Annotated in this window: 16 protein-coding genes; 5 read left to right on the forward strand and 11 right to left on the reverse strand. The window is 62.7% G+C overall.

The annotated features are described in order from the left end of the window. The first annotated feature begins 39 nt into the window (after nt 1–39). The gene (locus AC6CIG_RS05460) at nt 40–1,584 is read left to right on the forward strand and encodes a trimethylamine methyltransferase family protein (protein WP_018095559.1); all 1,545 of its coding nucleotides are present in this window, start codon (nt 40–42) and stop codon (nt 1,582–1,584) included. 15 nt (nt 1,585–1,599) lie between these two features. On the opposite strand, the gene AC6CIG_RS05465 is transcribed toward AC6CIG_RS05460, so the two are convergent. The 11 genes from AC6CIG_RS05465 to AC6CIG_RS05515 all read right to left on the reverse strand — a co-directional run bounded on the left by AC6CIG_RS05465 (nt 1,600) and on the right by AC6CIG_RS05515 (nt 14,416). Further along, nucleotides 1,600–2,121 (reverse strand): hypothetical protein, encoded by a 522-nt coding sequence (locus tag AC6CIG_RS05465; protein ID WP_127711324.1) that lies wholly within the window; start codon nt 2,119–2,121, stop codon nt 1,600–1,602. A gap of 106 nt (nt 2,122–2,227) precedes the next feature. After that, nucleotides 2,228–3,364, reverse strand: coding sequence for an ABC transporter substrate-binding protein (locus AC6CIG_RS05470; RefSeq protein ID WP_437411699.1), 1,137 nt, complete (start codon nt 3,362–3,364; stop codon nt 2,228–2,230). A gap of 1 nt (nt 3,365) precedes the next feature. Beyond that, the gene (fhuF, locus tag AC6CIG_RS05475; protein WP_437411784.1) at nt 3,366–4,097 is read right to left on the reverse strand and encodes a siderophore-iron reductase FhuF; all 732 of its coding nucleotides are present in this window, start codon (nt 4,095–4,097) and stop codon (nt 3,366–3,368) included. A gap of 28 nt (nt 4,098–4,125) precedes the next feature. Continuing rightward, nucleotides 4,126–6,300 (reverse strand): TonB-dependent siderophore receptor, encoded by a 2,175-nt coding sequence (locus tag AC6CIG_RS05480; protein WP_127711320.1) that lies wholly within the window; start codon nt 6,298–6,300, stop codon nt 4,126–4,128. 408 nt (nt 6,301–6,708) lie between these two features. Further along, a complete protein-coding gene (locus tag AC6CIG_RS05485) occupies nt 6,709–8,136 on the reverse strand; it encodes a gamma-aminobutyraldehyde dehydrogenase (RefSeq protein WP_127711318.1) in 1,428 nt (475 codons plus the stop codon). Nucleotides 8,137–8,163: 27 nt separating this feature from the next. Continuing rightward, the gene (locus AC6CIG_RS05490) at nt 8,164–8,979 is read right to left on the reverse strand and encodes an ABC transporter permease (RefSeq protein WP_018095553.1); all 816 of its coding nucleotides are present in this window, start codon (nt 8,977–8,979) and stop codon (nt 8,164–8,166) included. Continuing rightward, nucleotides 8,969–9,919, reverse strand: a complete 951-nt coding sequence (locus tag AC6CIG_RS05495) for an ABC transporter permease (protein WP_018095552.1) — start codon at nt 9,917–9,919, stop codon at nt 8,969–8,971. The genes AC6CIG_RS05490 and AC6CIG_RS05495 overlap by 11 nt, the downstream gene beginning before the upstream one ends. After that, the gene (locus tag AC6CIG_RS05500; protein ID WP_018095551.1) at nt 9,916–10,911 is read right to left on the reverse strand and encodes an ABC transporter ATP-binding protein; all 996 of its coding nucleotides are present in this window, start codon (nt 10,909–10,911) and stop codon (nt 9,916–9,918) included. Before AC6CIG_RS05500 ends, AC6CIG_RS05495 begins: the two co-directional genes overlap by 4 nt. A gap of 191 nt (nt 10,912–11,102) precedes the next feature. Continuing rightward, nucleotides 11,103–12,263 (reverse strand): ABC transporter substrate-binding protein, encoded by a 1,161-nt coding sequence (locus AC6CIG_RS05505; protein ID WP_018095550.1) that lies wholly within the window; start codon nt 12,261–12,263, stop codon nt 11,103–11,105. Between the two features lie 122 nt (nt 12,264–12,385). Further along, on the reverse strand, nt 12,386–13,294 hold the full coding sequence (locus tag AC6CIG_RS05510; protein ID WP_018095549.1) for a LysR family transcriptional regulator: 909 nt from the start codon (nt 13,292–13,294) through the stop codon (nt 12,386–12,388). A 99-nt stretch (nt 13,295–13,393) separates the two neighbouring features. Continuing rightward, nucleotides 13,394–14,416, reverse strand: coding sequence for a LacI family DNA-binding transcriptional regulator (locus AC6CIG_RS05515; protein ID WP_018095548.1), 1,023 nt, complete (start codon nt 14,414–14,416; stop codon nt 13,394–13,396). Between the two features lie 267 nt (nt 14,417–14,683). On the opposite strand from AC6CIG_RS05515, the gene AC6CIG_RS05520 reads away from it, so the two are divergent. The 4 genes from AC6CIG_RS05520 to AC6CIG_RS05535 all read left to right on the forward strand — a co-directional run bounded on the left by AC6CIG_RS05520 (nt 14,684) and on the right by AC6CIG_RS05535 (nt 18,187). Further along, nucleotides 14,684–16,018 carry an ABC transporter substrate-binding protein gene (locus AC6CIG_RS05520; protein ID WP_127711310.1) on the forward strand — a complete coding sequence of 445 codons (1,335 nt, stop codon included), beginning with the start codon at nt 14,684–14,686 and terminating at the stop codon, nt 16,016–16,018. 98 nt (nt 16,019–16,116) lie between these two features. Then, nucleotides 16,117–17,064: a carbohydrate ABC transporter permease gene (locus AC6CIG_RS05525; protein WP_018095546.1), complete on the forward strand. Its 948-nt coding sequence runs from the start codon at nt 16,117–16,119 to the stop codon at nt 17,062–17,064. After that, complete coding sequence (locus AC6CIG_RS05530) at nt 17,061–18,002, forward strand: carbohydrate ABC transporter permease (RefSeq protein ID WP_127711308.1); 942 nt, start codon at nt 17,061–17,063, stop codon at nt 18,000–18,002. Before AC6CIG_RS05525 ends, AC6CIG_RS05530 begins: the two co-directional genes overlap by 4 nt. Next, on the forward strand, nt 17,999–18,187 hold the full coding sequence (locus tag AC6CIG_RS05535) for a hypothetical protein (protein ID WP_498322505.1): 189 nt from the start codon (nt 17,999–18,001) through the stop codon (nt 18,185–18,187). The genes AC6CIG_RS05530 and AC6CIG_RS05535 overlap by 4 nt, the downstream gene beginning before the upstream one ends. Nucleotide 18,188: the final 1 nt, after the last annotated feature.

Here is an 18,188-nt window from a genome sequence, read left to right on the forward strand (position 1 = left end):
CAAACAATAGACGACGACAGCGCCATTGGGAGATGAATGATGGCTGAGGAATGCGCAGTTGCGGCTTCGAGACGGTCCGGCGGACGGGCGGCGCGCGTTGCGCTTCGTTCGTCGCCGCTCGCCGAAAACATCCGCCCCGTTCGTCCGGGCCTTTCCGGCGGACAGTACAAGCCGCTGACGGAGGCCAACGTCAGACGGATTCACGAGGCGGCGCTCGATGCGCTGGAACAGATCGGCCTTGCCAACGCGCCGCGATCCGGCGTCGAGATCATGACCGGCGCCGGGGCCATCCTCGGCGAGGATGGACGACTCCGCTTCCCGCGTGCACTGGTCGAGGACATGCTGGCCATCGCCGCGCGCGACATCACCCTTTACGCGCGTGATCCGAAACAGGACCTCGAACTCAGCGGTACGCGCGTCTATTACGGTACGGCGGGCGCGGCGGTTCACGTGGTCGACGTCGAGAAGCGCGAATACCGCGAATCGACCGCCAAGGATCTCCTGAACGCGGCGCAGCTCGTCCATCACCTGGACAATGTCCATTTCTTCCAGCGAGCCATGGTCTGCCGGGACGTTTCCGACAATTTCCTGATGGACATCAACACGCTCTACGCCTGCTGCGCAGGGACGACGAAGCATGTCGGCACGAGCTTCTCCGATCCGTCGCATGTGGAGGGCTGCTTCGACCTCATTCACATGATCGCAGGCGGCGAGGACAAGTGGCGGGCGCGGCCCTTCGTTTCGAACTCGAACTGCTTCGTCGTGCCGCCGATGAAGTTCGCCGAGGAAAGCTGCATCACCATGGAGAAGTGCATCCGCGGCGGCATGCCCGTCCTGCTGCTATCCGCCGGACAGGCGGGGGCGACTGCCCCGGCGCCGCTTGCGACCGCCATCGTGCAGGCGGTTGCCGAGTGCCTTGCCGGCGTCGTCTACGTCAATGCGCTTTCGCCCGGCCATCCGGCGGTCTTCGGCACCTGGCCGTTCGTCTCCGATCTGAGGACGGGCGCCATGTCCGGCGGCTCCGGCGAACAGGCTCTGCTGACCGCCGGCTGCGCGCAGATGCACCAGTTCTATCGCCTGCCCGGCGGCGCCGCCGCCGGCATCGCGGATGCGAAGCTTCCCGATATGCAGGCCGGCTGGGAACAGGCGATCTCCAACGTGATGGCGGGGCTTTCGGGGCTCAACATGGTCTACGAGGCGGTCGGCATGCATGCATCGCTCCTCGGCTTCTGCCTGGAGTCGCTGGTGCTCGGAGACGACATGCTCGGCCAGGTGCAGCGCTGCATCCGCGGCATCGACGTAACGGAGGATTCGGTTTCGCTCGAGACCATGCGTTCGGTCTGCCTCGACGGCCCCGGCCACTATCTCGGCCATCCGCAGACACTCGGGCTGATGCAGACGGAATATATCTATCCGGCCGTCGCCGACCGCACGAGCCCGAAGGAATGGGTCGAGATCGGCCGGCCGGATCTCGTCGCCCGCGCGATCGAGAGGAAGAACCGCATCCTGGCAGACGCTGCCCCGTCGCTGATCTCGGCGGAGGCCGACCGGGCGATACGGGAGCGGTTCGGCATCTTTTGTTGACGTGTCGATTCGCCGTCAGCGTCGACCGGCACCTCTGACCTCGCTTACCCTATAGGTCCATTTCGGTGCAGTCGGCGCTTCATCCGGCCTGTAGGGGAAGGTCAGGAACGTCTCGAATGGGCGGTTCTGGCCGCCCGGCACCCGGAGCAGGATGAGAGCCGTATCCTCGCCGATACGTGTGCAGGCATCCTGCGGGCAGTCCTCGAGCGTCACCGTGAGGCGGAAATATTCGAGCGTGACGTCCGACGCATTGGCTGCGGTGCCACGGACCCGAAAGGTGCGCTCAGTTTCGTTCGGTTCGAACGCCATGTCCCGCAGGGTGATGTCGGCGACGGTCAGCCCGGCGGCGGGCCGGCTCGGGGCCGGCTCCGGGGCTTTGTCCGGAGCAGCTTCGTTCAGCCAGACGAGAAAAGCGACGCTCAGCCCCAGCGCAACCGCAATGGACAGGACCGGTTCGATCCAGCTGCGGAAGCGACCGTAACGGGCCGCGAGATACACGATCGCCAAGCCCAACGGTAACGCAATCAGCCACGCCATGAAGTTCCTCCTGCGAGAACCTTATATAGGGCGAGGCGGCGCTGGCAATCTTTGGGCACGCCCGGTCGACACCCTTCTGCCAATCCGGGGCAGGTTCAGCCGGCGGTCATTTCTTCAAACTGATCCAATAGGTGCCCTCGAAGGGAACTGCAGCGAAGCGCCGGTCGATTTCGGCGAGCGTCGCCGCGTGATCGACGTCGGGGAAGAGGTCGGGGCGAAGCCAGGAGGCAAAGGCTTCCGCCGCGACGATGTTCAGCGGAACGGCGTTGAAGAAATTCCAGAGGCCGTGCACACGCCCGTTGCGGACGGCCGCGATGCTCTCCATCACCGGCTTGTCCACGGCCTGCGCCAAGGTCCGCTCCGCCTCTTCGGCCTTGACGCCGGGCCCGATCGAAAAGCCGCTATATTTCCCGCCCGGCGACGAGGTGGCGATATAGACGTCCGGGTTCTCGGCCATGACGGCTTCCGCGTTCATCATGCCGCCCGGGCGCGGCAGCGCGCCCTCGGCGATGTTGCGGCTGCCGGTGACGGCGATGAATTCGCCCAATCCGCCGACGCCGTAGGCCCAGCAGCAACGGTCTGGCGCGGGAAACGCTTCCATGAGGACTTTAGGGCCGGGCTCGGAACTCTTGGCGACGCGGTCGCGGATGCGGGCAAGACGTTCCTCATAGAAGCGGGCGAACTCCTCCGCCTGTTCTTCTCTCTCGAAGACCCTGCCGAGGAGACGTATGTTGGCAGGCGTGTTTTTGAGTGCTTCGTTGTTGAAATCCACGACGATGACGGGCACGCCGGTGCTCTCGAGGTATTCCATCGCACGCTGTCCCGCTTCCGTATCCGCCTGCCAATTGGCGAGAACCGCAAGATCGGCCTTCAGCGTCAGGATCGTTTCGAAGGAAAGGCCCGGTCCGCTGCCGTCGTCGATCAGCGGCACGTCTGCGAGTTTCGGAAACTTGCGAACGAAGCTCTCGTAGATTTCCGGATTGTCGCCTTTCATGTCGCCGGACCAGCCGGCGAGCAGACTTACCGGGTCCGGATGGATGAGCGAGAGGGCGACGAGATTGAAGCCGCTGCCGAGAAGCACCGCCTTGGGGGGCGCGGGGATCGTTACCTGTCTTCCGACTGCGTCCGTGACCGTGATCGGCCATTGTGCCTGCGCCAGCGCGGCGAACGGGAAGAAGAGGATCGACAGGAGGGCAATGGCCTGAAGGAAGAGGCCGCGGCGGCGTGGGTACGGACGAGACAAGCTATTGTTTCCTTTGGCTTGGAAGGGCGCAGAGGCTGCCGCAGCTCGGAATGCCGGGGAGGAGATATCTCAGACAGCAGATCTTGCGCCGACAGACGCGCGTCCCGTCCTCTTCCTCCTGACGCAGACAGTCGAAGAAAGGATTGGGAGCGCCGTTGGGCATCAGACGGCAGCCGACCATGGCATCGGCCTGGTCGTTCATGGGGTCGGTTCCGGCGGTTCGAAGCGCATAATCGATGTAAACGGCGGCATTGTTCCAGGCGAGCCTCGGCGATATGCCGCCGGCCGCCTTGAGATGCGGGACCACCTTGGCAAGATGCTCGTCCATGAGCGAGCCGATCAGGGCGAAGATGTCACGCCCGTCATCGTCGCGCCACTGGCCTGCCGTCGCGACCCCGAAGGCGCGCGGCAGCCCGTCGTCCGAGAGCGCCACCGTCATTTGGTCGAAATCCGCCGGCAGCGCCTGGTGGTCCAGCACCCGGGCGACGACATAGGGGATGGTCAGGGCGGAGAAATAATAAAGCGACCACATGGAGGCGACGGCGCGGCGGTCGGTGCCGCCGGAGGCCTCGGCATAGTGCGAGAGCGTCCGGTCGAAGGCGCCGGAGGCGAAAAATTCCGGGAGCGAAATGCCGTCGGAAAGATTCGCCGACAGCATCATCTTCTCGTTGCACCAGGCATGCGGGCCGGCAAAGGCCGCCGACAGACCTTTCGGCTCGTCGATTACCGCCATGCCCTCATGCCCGGCTGTTGTCATGAGCTTACCAGTTGTAACGCAGCGAGCCGATGACCATGCGGCCCTGATCGCGATGGCAGTAGCCGGCAGTGCACACGGCCTCGCGGCGGTCGAAGAGATTGGTGGCATTCACCTGCAGATGCAGACCCTCATATTTCTGGTCGATCGCTGCGAAGTCGTAGCCGACAGAAGCATCGAAGAGAACACGCGAACTATTCTTGAAGGTGTTTTCGTCATTACCGTAACTCGATCCCACGAAACGCGCGCCTCCACCCAGGCTGAACCCGTAAAACGGGCCATCTTCCGGCAATGTATAATGGGCCCAGATCGATGCCATATGCTGTGGTGCGGAAGATACATAGTTGCCGATCGTGCCTTCGGGGCCTTTAATGATCTTGACATCGGTATAGGCGTAAGAGGCGATAAGCGAAAGGCCGTTGTCAAGGCTGGTGTTCGCTTCGATTTCGAAACCGCGCGAACGCAGTTTGCCGCGCTGGACCTGTATGTTGGTGACGCCGTCGGCCTCTAAATAAAGGCCATTCTTCTGATCGATGTTGAAGAGAGCGGCCGTGATCAGCGTATTGTTGTTCGGCAGGAGGTACTTGACGCCGACTTCCTGTTGTTCGCTCTCGGTCGGTTTGAACGGCTGGTGCGTTTCCTGGTTGATGCCGGCATTGGGTGTGAAGGCCGTCGAGTAGCTTATATAGGGCGCCAGTCCGAAGTCGGTCTGGTAGGTGAGCCCTATGCGGCCGGAGAACTCCTTGTCCTTCTGCGAAACCGACGTCAGCGAATCGCTGGCAAGGTCGGTGGTGTCCGTATCGGTCGATACCCAGTCGTAGCGCCCGCCCACCGTCAACGTCCAGGCGTCGTAGCGGATCTGGTCTTGCAGATATGTGCCGAGCTGCCACTGGTCCTGGACCGTACGGGTGTTGAAGTCTATCGGGTCGACCGGACGGCCCTGCGTCGGATTGTCGGTATCGAGCGGCGGCGACACGCCGCGTCCGTCGAGCGCACGGAAACGCAGTTTCGTATAGTCGATCCCCGCAAGCAGCGTATGCTCCAGAGCGCCGGTGTCGAATTTGGCTTCGAGCTGGTTGTCGATGACGAACGCGGTCAGCCGCTCGTCATAGGTGCCGGCGGCGCTGTCGAGCAAAGTCGGGTCGTTAGCATTCGGGGCGTAGGCGAAATCCCAGTCGGCGTCGATGTTCAGCGTGGATACACGCGCATTCTGGCGGAAGACGAAGGTGTCGTTGAGCCGGTGCTCGAATTCGTAGCCGATGCGTCCCTGCTTCTGTATCGAATCGTTGAAGTCGGGGTTGCCGGCAAATATGTCGGTGACTTCGCCGGTCAGCGGGTCGTTGTAATAGGTCGCGGTGCCTCCGGTCTTGGTGCGCGAATACTCGCCGAGAACCGTCAGCTTCGTGTCTTCGTCCGGCTTCCAGGTGAAAGCCGGCGCAATATAGGCGCGGTCGTCCGCAAGGCCGACCTGCTCGGTGTCGGCATCGCGCAGCAGGCCGGTCAGGCGATAATAGACCGGGTCGGTTTCGTTCACCGGGCCCGAGAAGTCGAACTGGCCCTGATAGCGGTCGTGACTGCCGTATTGGACCTGCACCTCTCTCAGCGCGTCTTCCGTCGGCCGCTTGGTGATGAGGTTGTAAAGACCGCCGGCGCCTGTTGCGCCATAGAGGGCCGAGGAGGGTCCGCGCAGGATCGAAACGCCTTCGAGCCCGTAGGGTTCGTTCTTGAAGACCGAGTCGACAGCCGCCGGCTGGCGGAGATTGTCGCGGAAGATGCCGGTAAAGGTTACGTCGAAACCGCGGACGAAGAATGCGTCGAAGCGAGGATCGAAACCATAGGCGCCCACGCGTGTGCCCGGCGTATAGGCGAGCGTCTCCAGCAGCGTCTGCGGGTTGCGGTCCTTCAATTGCTGTTCGGTCACCGTGGAAATCGATTGCGGAGTCTCGAGGAACGGCGTGTCGACTTTGGCGCCCGTGGCGCTGCTGATGCCGACATAGCCTTCGGCCGTGATCACGCCGCCACTGCCGTTGACCACCAGCGTTTCGAGCTCGGTCGAATTGCCGCCGGAAGCGGCTTCCTGTTCTGCTTGCTGCGCCTGGGCCGTGGCGACAAGGGCGAGGGCGGACGTTCCGGCGAGGGCAGCGCGAATGAGGGGCAGGAGGAAGGCGGATTTCGAGGGCATGCAACGCAACCTTATAGAGATATAAGTTATGTTCTATAAGATGAGCTATTCACTCATGATTGTTGCGGGCGCAAGCTCTTTTCATGACTTTTTCAGTCATGTTCCGGAAGTATGTGTGAAAAGTGCAACATCGGCGAATGCGCGGGCAGGGGAGCGGCCGGCCCGTGAGGGTTTGGATGGGCAAGTGGAGTGCGACGCGGCATGCCCCCCAGAGCATTTCAATGTTTCATGGAAACCTTGAAATGCTCTAACCGATTGATCCAAAACACTTCCGGACGGAGAACCGTTACACTTTCCTGGAAACGCTCTCACCTCTCTCGAGGAAGCGAGGGACCGGGGCGAGGCTGCCGCGGGCCGCCTCGCCGGACCTGCGGCAGACGGTTGCCGGCAGGATGGGGCGCGGCAAATTCACCCGTGATTGATCATGATGTGACGGACGGCGGTGTAGTCCTCCAGCGCATAGACCGACATGTCCTTGCCATAGCCCGACTGCTTGATGCCGCCATGCGGCATTTCGTTGGTCAGCATGAAATGGGTGTTGATCCAGGTGCAGCCGTATTGCAGGCGGGATGCCGCTCGCATCGCCTTGCTGATGTCCTTCGTCCAGACCGAGGAGGCGAGGCCATAATCGCTGTCGTTCGCCCAGGCCACGGCATCGTCCTTGCCGGTGAAGCGCGTGACGGAGACGACCGGACCGAAGACTTCGCGGCGGACGATCTCGTCCTCCTGAGTGGCGCCCGCGACGACCGTCGGTTGGAAGAAGAAGCCTTGCTCGCTGCCCGTGCCGCCGCCGGTGGTGATCTCGATGTGCTTCTGATCGGCGGCCCTTTCGACGAAGCTTGCCACGCGGTCGCGCTGGCGCCTGGAGATCAGCGGACCGATCTCGTTTTCCGTGTCGTCGTCGAGATTGTAGCGGATGGTCGAGACGGCCGATGTGAGGTCGGCGACGAGTTTCTCGTAGATTCCGGCTTCGGCATAGATGCGGCAGGCGGCGGTGCAGTCCTGACCGGCATTGTAGTAACCGAAGGTGCGGATGCCGTTGACCACCGCCTCGAGGTCGGCGTCGTCATAGACGATGACCGGCGCCTTGCCGCCGAGCTCGAGATGGGTGCGCTTCACCGTCTTGGCGGCGGCCGCGAGCACCTTCTTGCCGGTGGCGATGTCGCCGGTGATCGATACCATGCCGACCTTCGGATGGTTGATCAGCGCGTTGCCGACGGTTTCGCCGCGGCCGGTGATGACGTTGACGACGCCTTCGGGGAGAATGTCGGCGAGGAGCCGCGCGAGCTTCAGCGCCGTCAGCGGCGTCTGCTCGGATGGCTTGAAGACGACGGTGTTGCCGCCGCCGATTGCCGGCGCCAGCTTCCAGGCCATCATCATCAGGGGATAGTTCCACGGCGCGATCGAGCCGACGACCCCGATCGGGTCGCGGCGGATCATCGACGTATGGCCCGGCAGATACTCGCCCGCCGTCGGCGCATGCAGATTGCGCACCGCGCCGGCGAAGAAGCGCCAGCAGTCGATGATCGCCGGCAACTCGTCGTTCTTCACCGCATTGATCGGCTTGCCGCAGTTCAGCGCCTCCAGCGCGGCGAATTCGTCGGCTTCTTTCTCGATGGCATCGGCGACCTTCAAGAGGGCGTTGGAGCGTTCGGCCGGCGTCGTCTGCGACCAGCCGACGAAGGCGCGCTCGGCAGCGTCGACGGCGGCGTCGATCTGCGCGTGGGAGGCCTCTGCGAGGTCGATGATCCCGGCGCCCGTCCTCGGATTAAGAATGTGTTCCTCGGCCTCGGTTCCGGCTTCGAAGCGCGATCCGATCAAGAGCTGGGTGTCCATGTCTGTTCTCCCTTCAAGTGCGAAATGTCATTTGCCGGCGCCGGCGATCTGGTCGCCGTCGCGGGTCAGGTAATACGCGCCGAGGATCGGCAGGAAGGTGGCCATCACGACGACCATGGCGACGACGTTGGTCACCGGGCGCTGACGCGGGCGGATCAGCTCTTCCAGCATCCAGATCGGCAGGGTCGATTGCTGCCCGGCCGTGAAGGTCGTCACGATCACCTCGTCGAAGGAAAGCGCGAAGGCGAGCATACCCCCGGCGAGCAGGGCCGTGCCGATGTTCGGCAGGATCACGTAGCGGAAGGTCTGGAAACCGTCGGCGCCGAGATCCATGGAAGCCTCGATCAGCGAGCCGGAAATCCGGCGGAAACGGGCGACCGCATTGTTGTAGACGACGACGATGCAGAAGGTCGCGTGGCCGAGCACGATGGTCCAGAAGGAGAAGGGGATGTCGGCCATGGAGAAGGCCGAACGCAGCGCAATGCCGGTGATGATGCCGGGAAGCGCGATCGGCAGGATAACGAGGAGCGAGATCGTCTCCCGGCCGAAGAAGCGGGTCTGGCTGACGGCCGCGGCGCACAGGGTGCCGAGGACGAGGGCGACCGCCGTCGCGATCGAGGCGACCTTGACGGAGAGCGTCAGCGCCGCCCAGACATCCGGCCGGTTCCAGGCGACGGCGAACCATTGCGTGGTGAGCCCCGGCGGCGGAAATTGGTAGCTCTTTTCCTCGGTGGTGAAAGCATAGAGAAAAATCAGCAGGATCGGCAGATGCAGGAAGGCGAGGCCGGCGGCGGCAGCGATCTTCAGACCCAATGGAGCGGAATTCGCCTTCTCAGAGCGCATCGAAGGCCCCCATGCGTTTGGCCATCCAGAGATAGGCGCCCATGATGACGATCGGCACGACCGTGAAGGCGGCCGCGAGCGGAATGTTTCCGGCGGTGCCCTGCTGCGCGTAGACGGCCTGACCGATGAAGAGCCGCGACGAGCCGACGATCTGCGGAATGATGTAGTCGCCGAGCGTCAGCGAGAAGGTGAAGATCGATCCGGCGACGATGCCCGGCAGCGCGAGCGGAAAGAGCACATGGCGGAAGGTCTGGGCGGGCGTTCCGCCGAGGTCCGAGGAGGCTTCGACCAGATTGGCCGGCACGCGCTCGAGCGCCGCCTGGATAGGCAGGATCATGAACGGCATCCAGACATAGACGAAGACGATGAAGGTGCCCGTATAGCTGACGGACAGCGAGTTGCCGCCGACGACCGGAAGAGATAACCAGGCATCGATCAGCCAGAGAAGGTTCAGCTTTGCGAAGAACCAGGTCAGGATGCCTTCCTTGGCGAGGATCAGCTTCCAGGCATAGATCTTGACGAGATAGCTCGACCAGAGCGGCAGCATGACGGCGAGATAGAAGAGCGCCTTCCATTTCCCGCGCGCGTAGCGGGCGGCGTAATAGGCGATCGGAAAGGCAATGAGCGCCGAGACGAGCGTCACCAGAGCGGCCATCGAGACGGTGCGGATGATGATGTCCAGATTGGCTTCGCTCAAGAGCTGCCGATAGGTCGCAAGCGTGAACTCGTAATTTATGAGCCCGGAGAAGTCGTCGATCGAAAAGAAGCTCTGCAGCAGCAGCGCGAAGAGCGAACCGAGATAGACGATCCCGAGCCAGAGAAGCGGCGGTGCGAGAAAGATCGCCAGCAGCACATGCGGGTGCCGCCAGAAAAAATCCGAAAGGCGGCCGGCCGGGCTGCGGCGCTGCGGAAGAACGATGCTTTCGGCGACGATCGTCATGCGTCCTCCATCGGGTGGAGGTCGTGCGCGGCGAAGCTGATCGTGACCGGACTGCCGACCGCGGGAACGCGACGCGCCGCCGGGCTCGCCACGGCGATGCGGGCACCTTCGACGTCGATCACGATGCGGTTGGTGGCGCCGAGGAAGCTCTGCGAAGCGACGGTGCCGGAAAGGCTCAGCGCTCCGTCGCTCGGCGGCGCGAGGGTGACGGCCTCCGGGCGGAGACTCGCGAAGGAAGCCTTCAGTCCCAATCTGCGGCAGAGGTCCTCCGAAAGCACGTTGGAGGAGCCGACGAAATCGGCGACGAAACGGGTCTGCGGGCGGTTGTAGACTTCTTCCGGGCTTCCGAGCTGCTGAATACGCCCCTCGTTGAAGACGGCGATCCGGTCGGCCATCGACAGGGCTTCGCCCTGATCATGGGTGACGAAGACGAAGGTGATGCCGAGGGACTTCTGCAGCGTCTTCAATTCCTCCTGCATCTGTTCGCGAAGCTTCAGATCGAGCGCGCCCAACGGCTCGTCGAGAAGCAGAACCTTGGGCTTGTTGACGAGCGCGCGGGCGAGCGCCACGCGCTGGCGCTGGCCGCCGGAAAGCTGTCCGGGCCGGCGCGTGCCGTAGCCCGGAAGCTTCACCATGGCGAGCGCATCCTCGGCCGCCCTGCGGCGCTCCTCGCGTCCGACGCCCTTGACCATCAGGCCATAGGCGACGTTGTCGAGAATGGAGAGATGCGGGAAGAGGGCGTAGTCCTGGAAGACGGTATTGACGCTGCGCCGGTACGGCGGCACGCCTTCGGCAGTCTCGCCGAAGATCTCGATATGGCCTCCGGTCGGCTGCTCGAAGCCTGCCATCAGCCTCAGGCAGGTGGTCTTGCCCGAGCCCGACGGACCGAGCATCGCGAAGAACTCGCCCTCGGCGATCGCAAGGTTCACGCGATCGACGGCACGGACGGCGCCGAAATAGCGGGAAACATTGTCGAAGAGGACGGCGGTCATAGGGATACTCCAGGTAATTATTGCCGCTCATCCGCCTGCTGGCACCTTCTCCCCGCTTGCGGGGAGAAGGGACTCGCGGTCGGTGCCTCGCCTGTATTCCGGGGCGAGGCCTTTGCGGAAGCGTTCCCTGTCCCCGCGAGCGGGAGACGGCCAGGATGAGGGGCGATGCTTGCGACGCGGTTGAGACCGGCTTACCGCCCGCCGATGACGCCGATATAGTCGGAGACCCAGCGATGATAGGGCACGCATTCGCCCTGGCTTTCGCATTTCGTCACGGGCGTCTTCCAGAATTTGACCTTCTCGAAGTCGTCATAGCCGTTGGTCTTGCAACCCTCGTCGGTCAGAAGATCGTTGCCCTTGCAGGCGGCACCGACCGAGGGATTGGCGCCGAACCAGGCGGATACATCGCCCTGGACCTTCGGCGAGAGCGAATGCTCCATCCACATATAGGCACAGTTCGGATGCTCGCTGTCGGCATGCAGCATGGTCGTATCGGCCCAGCCCGTCACGCCTTCTTCCGGGATGACGGAAGCGATCGGCTGCTTCTCCGCCTGCATCAGGTTGACCTGGAAGGGCCAGGAGCCGGAGGCGACGACGCCCTCGTTCTTGAAGTCGTCGATCTGGATCATCGCATCGTGCCAGTAGCGCCCGACGAGGGTGCGCTGGGTGCGCAACAGATCGAGTGCGGCCTTGTACTGATCTTCGTTGAGCTCGTAAGGATCCTTGATGCCGAGATCGGGCTTGTGCGCCATCAGGTAGTTGGCGGCATCCGCCACATGGATCGGACCGTCATAGGCCTGGACGCGGCCCTTGTTGGATTTGCCGTCGGGCAGCGTCATCTCCTCGAAGACGACCTTCCAGCTCTTCGGCGGCTGATCCTTGAAGGCCTCGGTGTTGTACATCAGCACGTTCGGGCCCCAGACATAGGGGGTGCCGTAATGGACGCCGTTGGCGGTGTGCCACGGGGCGTTCTGCATGCGTTCGTCGATCGTTTTCCAGCTGGGGATGAGATCTGTATTGATCGGCTGGACGCGCTTTCCAGCCACGAGGCGCAGCGATGCGTCTCCGGAGGCCGTCACCAGGTCGAAACCGCCTTCGTTCATCAGCGCGACCATTTCGTCGGAGGTCGCCGCCGTCTTGACGCTGACCTTGCAATCCGTCTTCTTCTCGAAATCGGTGACCCAGTCGTAGTTCTTGTCGGTCTCGCCGCGCTCGATATAGCCCGCCCAGGCGACGATCGAGAGCGCACCTTCGCCCTGACCGAGCTCTTTCAGCGGCTCCTGCGCCAGCGCGGGGGCGGCGAGGCCCAGCGACAGGGTAAGTGCCGTGCAGGATTTCAGGATCTGCTTCATCGGAAGTCTCCCCAGTTTCATGCCGTTAGCGGCTTTGTTCCCGGATCGAAGCGTGCCTTGGTTTCTCCGTATTCGCAAATTCATTAATCAGAATGCCGATATCGGGATTTCCGATATCGCGGTCATCGCGGGCGTGCGCTCCGCAGCGCTTCGGCCACGCCGACGAAATCGCGCGCGGACTGGGGCAGGCTCGAACCCTTGCGCCAGACCATGCCGACCTGCACGACCGGCAGCGCCCCGGAAACGTCGCGGCTTTCGATCCGGTCGCCTTCGAGCGACCACGGTCGGTAGACGAGATCAGGCAAAAGCGCGATGCCGGCACCGGTCGCGACCAGGCTTCTGACCGCCTCCACGGAGCGGGTGCGGAAGGCGACATGCGGACGCGCGCCGAGCGCCGTCAGGAGTTTGCCGGTATTCTCCTCGATCTCGTCCACCGTCAACATGATCAGCGGCTCTCTTGCGATATCCTCGACCGAGATGATGTCGGCGCTGACGAGCGGGTGGCCGATCGGCAGCCACAGTCGGTAAGGGGAGGTTTCCAGGATTTCCGCCTGCAGCGCCATGCGGTCGCGCAGGTTCGAAATGACCATCACGGCGACGTCTAGCTCGCCGCCGATCAAGAGGTGCTCGAGATAGGAGCCGTTGTCCTCGATGGCGCTCACCTCGATGCCGGGGCAGGCGCGGCGGTAGCGGGCAAGCAGGTCGGAGAGCACATAGCCGGCGACGAGGGACGTGACCCCGAGATTGAGCTTGCCGCCACGTTCCTCGCGGCTGTCGGAGAAGCTGCGCCGCGCATCGGAGACATCGGCGAGGATCTTGGTCGCGTGGCGCAGAAACTGATGCCCGTTATGGGTGATCGCAAGGCCGCGGGGGTGCCGGTCGAAGAGCTCGACCCCGAGATCGGTTTCGAGCTCCTTGATTGCCTCGGTGATCGATGATTGAGAGATGGAGAGGTTCTGCGCCGCGCGGGTGACCGAGCCCTGCTCGGCGACGGCGACGAAATATTGCAACTGCCGGAGTGTGAATGCCATGTGCGAATTAACACCGTGCGCCGCAGGGAACGCAAGCACGGCGTGAACTGCGGCAGGGGTGACGCATTTCGTCTCGCACGCCGGAGCGACGCTGTTGAGTTAGAGATTTTCCCGCAGGAGGATCTCGATCCGTATGCGTTCCTGTGCCGCGAGAGGCTCGCGTGCGTCGGTGCGTGCTCTCATAATGCGGATTGCGCTTCGCACGGCGTGGCCGGGATCTTGCGCAATGACGGCATCGACCCGGTCGTCGCGTAGCGCCTCCTCGGTGAAAGGGGTCCGTTCGTGGACGACGACGGCAAGGTTGGTCAGATCGATGTTCGCGCCGATCGCCGTCAGGGGCATGCGCGCTTCCGAACTGAGCACATAAACAGCGGCGATGTTGGCTTGGTTGCCGAGCACGCGGGCGATGACTTCCTTACCCCGCCGCTCGTCGGCATGGGTTTCGATCGATGGCAGAGGCGTGAGATGGGGAAATTGCTCATTGATGACGGTATCGAAGCCGTGCCGACGCTGGATGCTGTCCATCGACTGCATCGTCTCCGCGACCACCATCACCTTGCCGGGCGTGCGACAGGTGAGCCTGCCGATCAGCTTTCCTGCCGTTGCTCCGGCTGCAAAATTGTCCACCCCGACGAAATCCGCCTCGGGCAGCTTTTCCTGGCCCGAGAGAAATTGAACGACCTTGATATTTCTTTCGAGAAGGCGTGCGACGGCATCGCGCACCTGCGGTGATTCCGGAGCCATCAGGGCGACCCCATCGACCTCATGCCCGTCGATGCCGGCGAGATATTTCGCGACCCCATGGGCGTCGTCGACGGGAATCTGGACATAATCGATGTCGATCAGGTCGCCCTTGAGCGCACCCTTCGACTCCTCGACGCGCTCAAGCAATTCACGGAGATAGAGGTCGCCGGATCTGGGAAATACAAACCGGAACCGATAGCTCTTGTTCCGCGCAAGGCTCACTGCGGCGGGGTTTCTAATAAAACCAATCCGTTCAATGGCTTCGTTGACGCTTCTGATCGCCTTCTTGCTCACATGGGGACGGTCGTTCAAAACACGATCCACGGTCGCCAGGCTGACGCCGGCCGCTTCTGCAAGGTCTTTGGCTGTTGGCCGCATGAGGGCTCCTGACGCGATCTGCACAGATCACGTTTCTCGCAAAATCGGAAAAAACGCAAGAATTGACGTGCGCACCTCAAAAATAGCTTGAATTGAGGTGCGCACGTCAATATGACTCTGCTGGCCGTGGCATGCTGGAGGAGCCGCAGGCCACAGAGGCGGCGCGGAGGAGAACAGACCCGCCGGGAAGTTTTTCGCGCCAAGTGCCCGCAAAGGGCGTGTTCAGCCTTCCGATGGGGTCGGAAGGCGAGGGAGGAGGTCCCCGCCATGACATTTCGCAACACGAGATCACTGGCCGCTTTCGGTACGCTTCTGGCTGCCGGCGTCGCATATCCAGGTCAGGCCAGCGCCAAGGACCTGACGCTGTGCTGGGCCGCGTGGGATCCGGCCAATGCGCTCGTCGAGCTCAGCAAGGATTTCGAGGCCCAGAGCGGCATCAAGATGAAGTTCGAATTCGTGCCGTGGCCGAACTTCGCCGACCGCATGCTCAACGAACTCAACTCCGGCGGCAAGCTCTGCGATCTGATGATCGGCGACAGCCAGTGGATCGGCGGCGCGGCGGAGAATGGTCAGTACGTCAAGCTCAACGATTTCTTCGACAAGGAAGGGATCAAGATGAGCGACTTCATTCCGGCGACCGTGGTCGGCTACGCCGAATGGCCGAAGAATTCTCCGAACTACTGGGCGCTGCCCGCCTTCGGCGACGTTGTCGGCTGGAGCTACCGGAAGGACTGGTTCGCCCGCCCCGAGCTGCAGGCGGAATTCAAGGAGAAATATGGCCGCGACCTGGCCGTGCCGAAGACCTTCGGCGAGCTGAAGGACATCGCGCAGTTCTTCCAGAAGCGCGAGATCGACGGCAAGACGGTCTATGGCGCGGCGATCTACACGGAGCGCGGCTCCGAGGGCATCACCATGGGCGTCATGGACGTGCTCTACAGCTTCGGCTTCAAATACGAGAACCCGGACAAGCCCTATGATCTGGAAGGCTACGTCAATTCGGCGGAAGCCGTGAAGGGTCTGGAGTTCTATAAGGAACTCTACGATTGCTGCACGCCGCCCGGCCACTCGGATGCCTACATGTCCGAGGACATCGACGCGTACAAGTCCGGCCAGGTCGCGCTGCACATGAACTTCGCCTTCACCTGGCCGGGCATCAATGCCGACGCCAATGTCGGCGGCGAGAAGTCCGGTTACTTCCCCAACCCGGCAGGGCCGGATGGCGCTGCCTATGCGCAGCTCGGCGGGCAGGGCATTTCGGTCGTCTCATCCTCGCAGAAGCAGGAGGATGCGCTCGCCTACATCAAGTGGTTCGCGCAGCCTGAAATCCAGCAGAAATGGTGGCAGATGGGCGGCTACTCGGCGCTCCGGAAAGTCGTCGAGGATCCGGGTTTTGCGACCAGCCAGCCCTATGCGCAGACCTTCCTCGATTCCATGGCCATCGTGCAGGACTTCTGGGCGGAGCCGAGCTACGCCTCGCTGCTGCAGGCGGCGCAGAAACGCTTCCATGACTATGTCGTCGCCGGTCAGGGCTCCGCTCAGGACGCGCTCGACGGTCTCGTCAAGGACTGGACGCAGGTCTTCGACGACGAAGGCAAGTACTGACGTCATCGGCCGGACGCGCCTCCCAGCGGGCCAGGGCGCGGCCGGAGCCGAGGATCTGCCCCGGCTCCGCGCCGCCCACGTGCTACAGGGGAATACCAATGCTGAAATCATCCGTGGACCGGGTCGCCGAGGCGACACCGCACGCCATCGCCAGACGCATGCATGGTCTGTCCGACCGTGCGCTCGCCTGGCTCTTCGTCGCCCCGTCGATCGTGCTGCTTCTGGCGGTCAACATCTTTCCGCTCATCTGGACGATCCGGTTGAGCTTCACCAATTTCCGGGTCAACCGGCCCAATGCCGAGGTCGAATTCGTCGGCCTCAAGAACTACCTGAAAATCCTGTCCGACCGGGATATCTGGCTGACCATGCAGGCGACGGCCCATTTTCTGATCTGGACCATCGTGCTTCAGGTCCTGATCGGCTTCACGCTTGCCTATCTCATCAACAAGAAGTTCCGCGGCAACGATCTGTGGACCACGATCATCGTGCTGCCGATGATGCTGAGCCCGGCCGTGGTGGGTAATTTCTGGACCTTCCTCTACCAGCCGCAGATCGGCCTCTTCAACTATGCGGTCGGCTTTCTGACGAGCGCGGACCCCTCCAGCTTCTCGATGATCGGCGACGTGTCGCTCGCCCCCTGGGCCATTATCATCGTGGATACCTGGATGTGGACGCCCTTCGTCATGCTGATCTGCCTTGCGGGTCTGCGCTCCATTCCGCCCAGCATCTATGAGGCGGCCGAATGCGACCGCGCCAGCAAGTGGCGGCAGTTCTGGACGATCACCATCCCGCTCGTCCTGCCCTTCCTGATGCTCGCCGTGCTCTTCCGCGGCATCGAAAACTTCAAGATGTTCGACCTCGTCGTACAGCTGACCGGCGGCGGGCCGGGCTCGATCACCGAACTCACCTCGATCAACCTCAAGCGCGAAGCGTTCGAGAAATGGCGCACAGGCTATGCCTCCGCCTATGCGGTCATCCTCTTCGTCACGGTCTTCGGTCTCGCCTCGATCTATGTCAAAGCCCTGAACAAGGTGAAACAACGATGAGTAGCTATTCCGTCGCCGAGCCGTCGCTCCGGCAGAAATGGTTCGCGGGCTTCCTGGTCGTGGTCTACGCCTTGATCACCATCCTGCCGCTCGCCTGGATCATCGCGACGAGCTTCAAGAGCCCGTCCGACGCCATCGCCTATCCGCCGAAGACCTTCTTCACGCCGACGGTGGAAGGGTATGTCAACGTTTTCACCACGCGTACGCGCCTTTCCGAGGAGCAGCTTCAGGCGCTCGGCGAGCCCACGACCTGGTACGACAAGCTCGTACGCGAGGATGGGCTGGTCATTTCCGGCCCCTCGCGCTTTGCCGAGCGCTTCACAAATTCGGTGATCATCGGCTTCGGTTCCACGGTGCTCTGCATCGTGCTCGGCACGGCCGCCGCCTATGCCTTCTCGCGCTTCAGGGTGCCGCTAAAGGATGACCTTCTCTTCTTCATCCTGTCCACGCGCATGATGCCGCCGATCGCCGTCGCCATCCCGATCTTCCTGATGTTCCGCTCGCTCGGCCTCAGCGATACCCATGCCGGGATGATCCTGCTCTATACGGCGGTCAACCTGTCGCTCTCCGTCTGGCTGCTGAAGGGGTTCATCGACGAGATCCCCGTCGAATACGAGGAGGCGGCGCTGATCGATGGCTACACCCGCTTCCAGGCCTTCTACAAGGTCGTGTTGCCGCAGGCAGCGACGGGCATCGCCTCGACCGCGATCTTCTGCCTGATCTTCGCCTGGAACGAATATGCCTTCGCGGTGCTGTTGACATCCGGCAACGCCCAGACGGCGCCGCCCTTCATTCCCACCATCATCGGCGTCAGCGGCCAGGATTGGCCTGCCGTCGCCGCCGGAGCCACGCTCTTCCTCGTGCCGGTCATGGTGTTCACCATCCTTCTGCGCAAACATCTCCTGCGCGGCCTCACCTTCGGAGCAGTCCGCAAATGACACGATTTCTCAACGGCCTCCGGCATTTCAGGCGCAGCACCTGGGAAATGCTGGCCTCGGTGCTGATCGCGGCGGGTGTCGTCATGCTGATGCAGCCCTTCGCGCTTGCGCTCTATTCCTGGTCCTTCGTCATAACCTTGCTGGGCACGGTGATGTTCATCATCGTCAGCCATTTCCCGGAGTAGG

It is taken from the genome of Sinorhizobium sp. GQ132 (genome assembly GCF_059758575.1).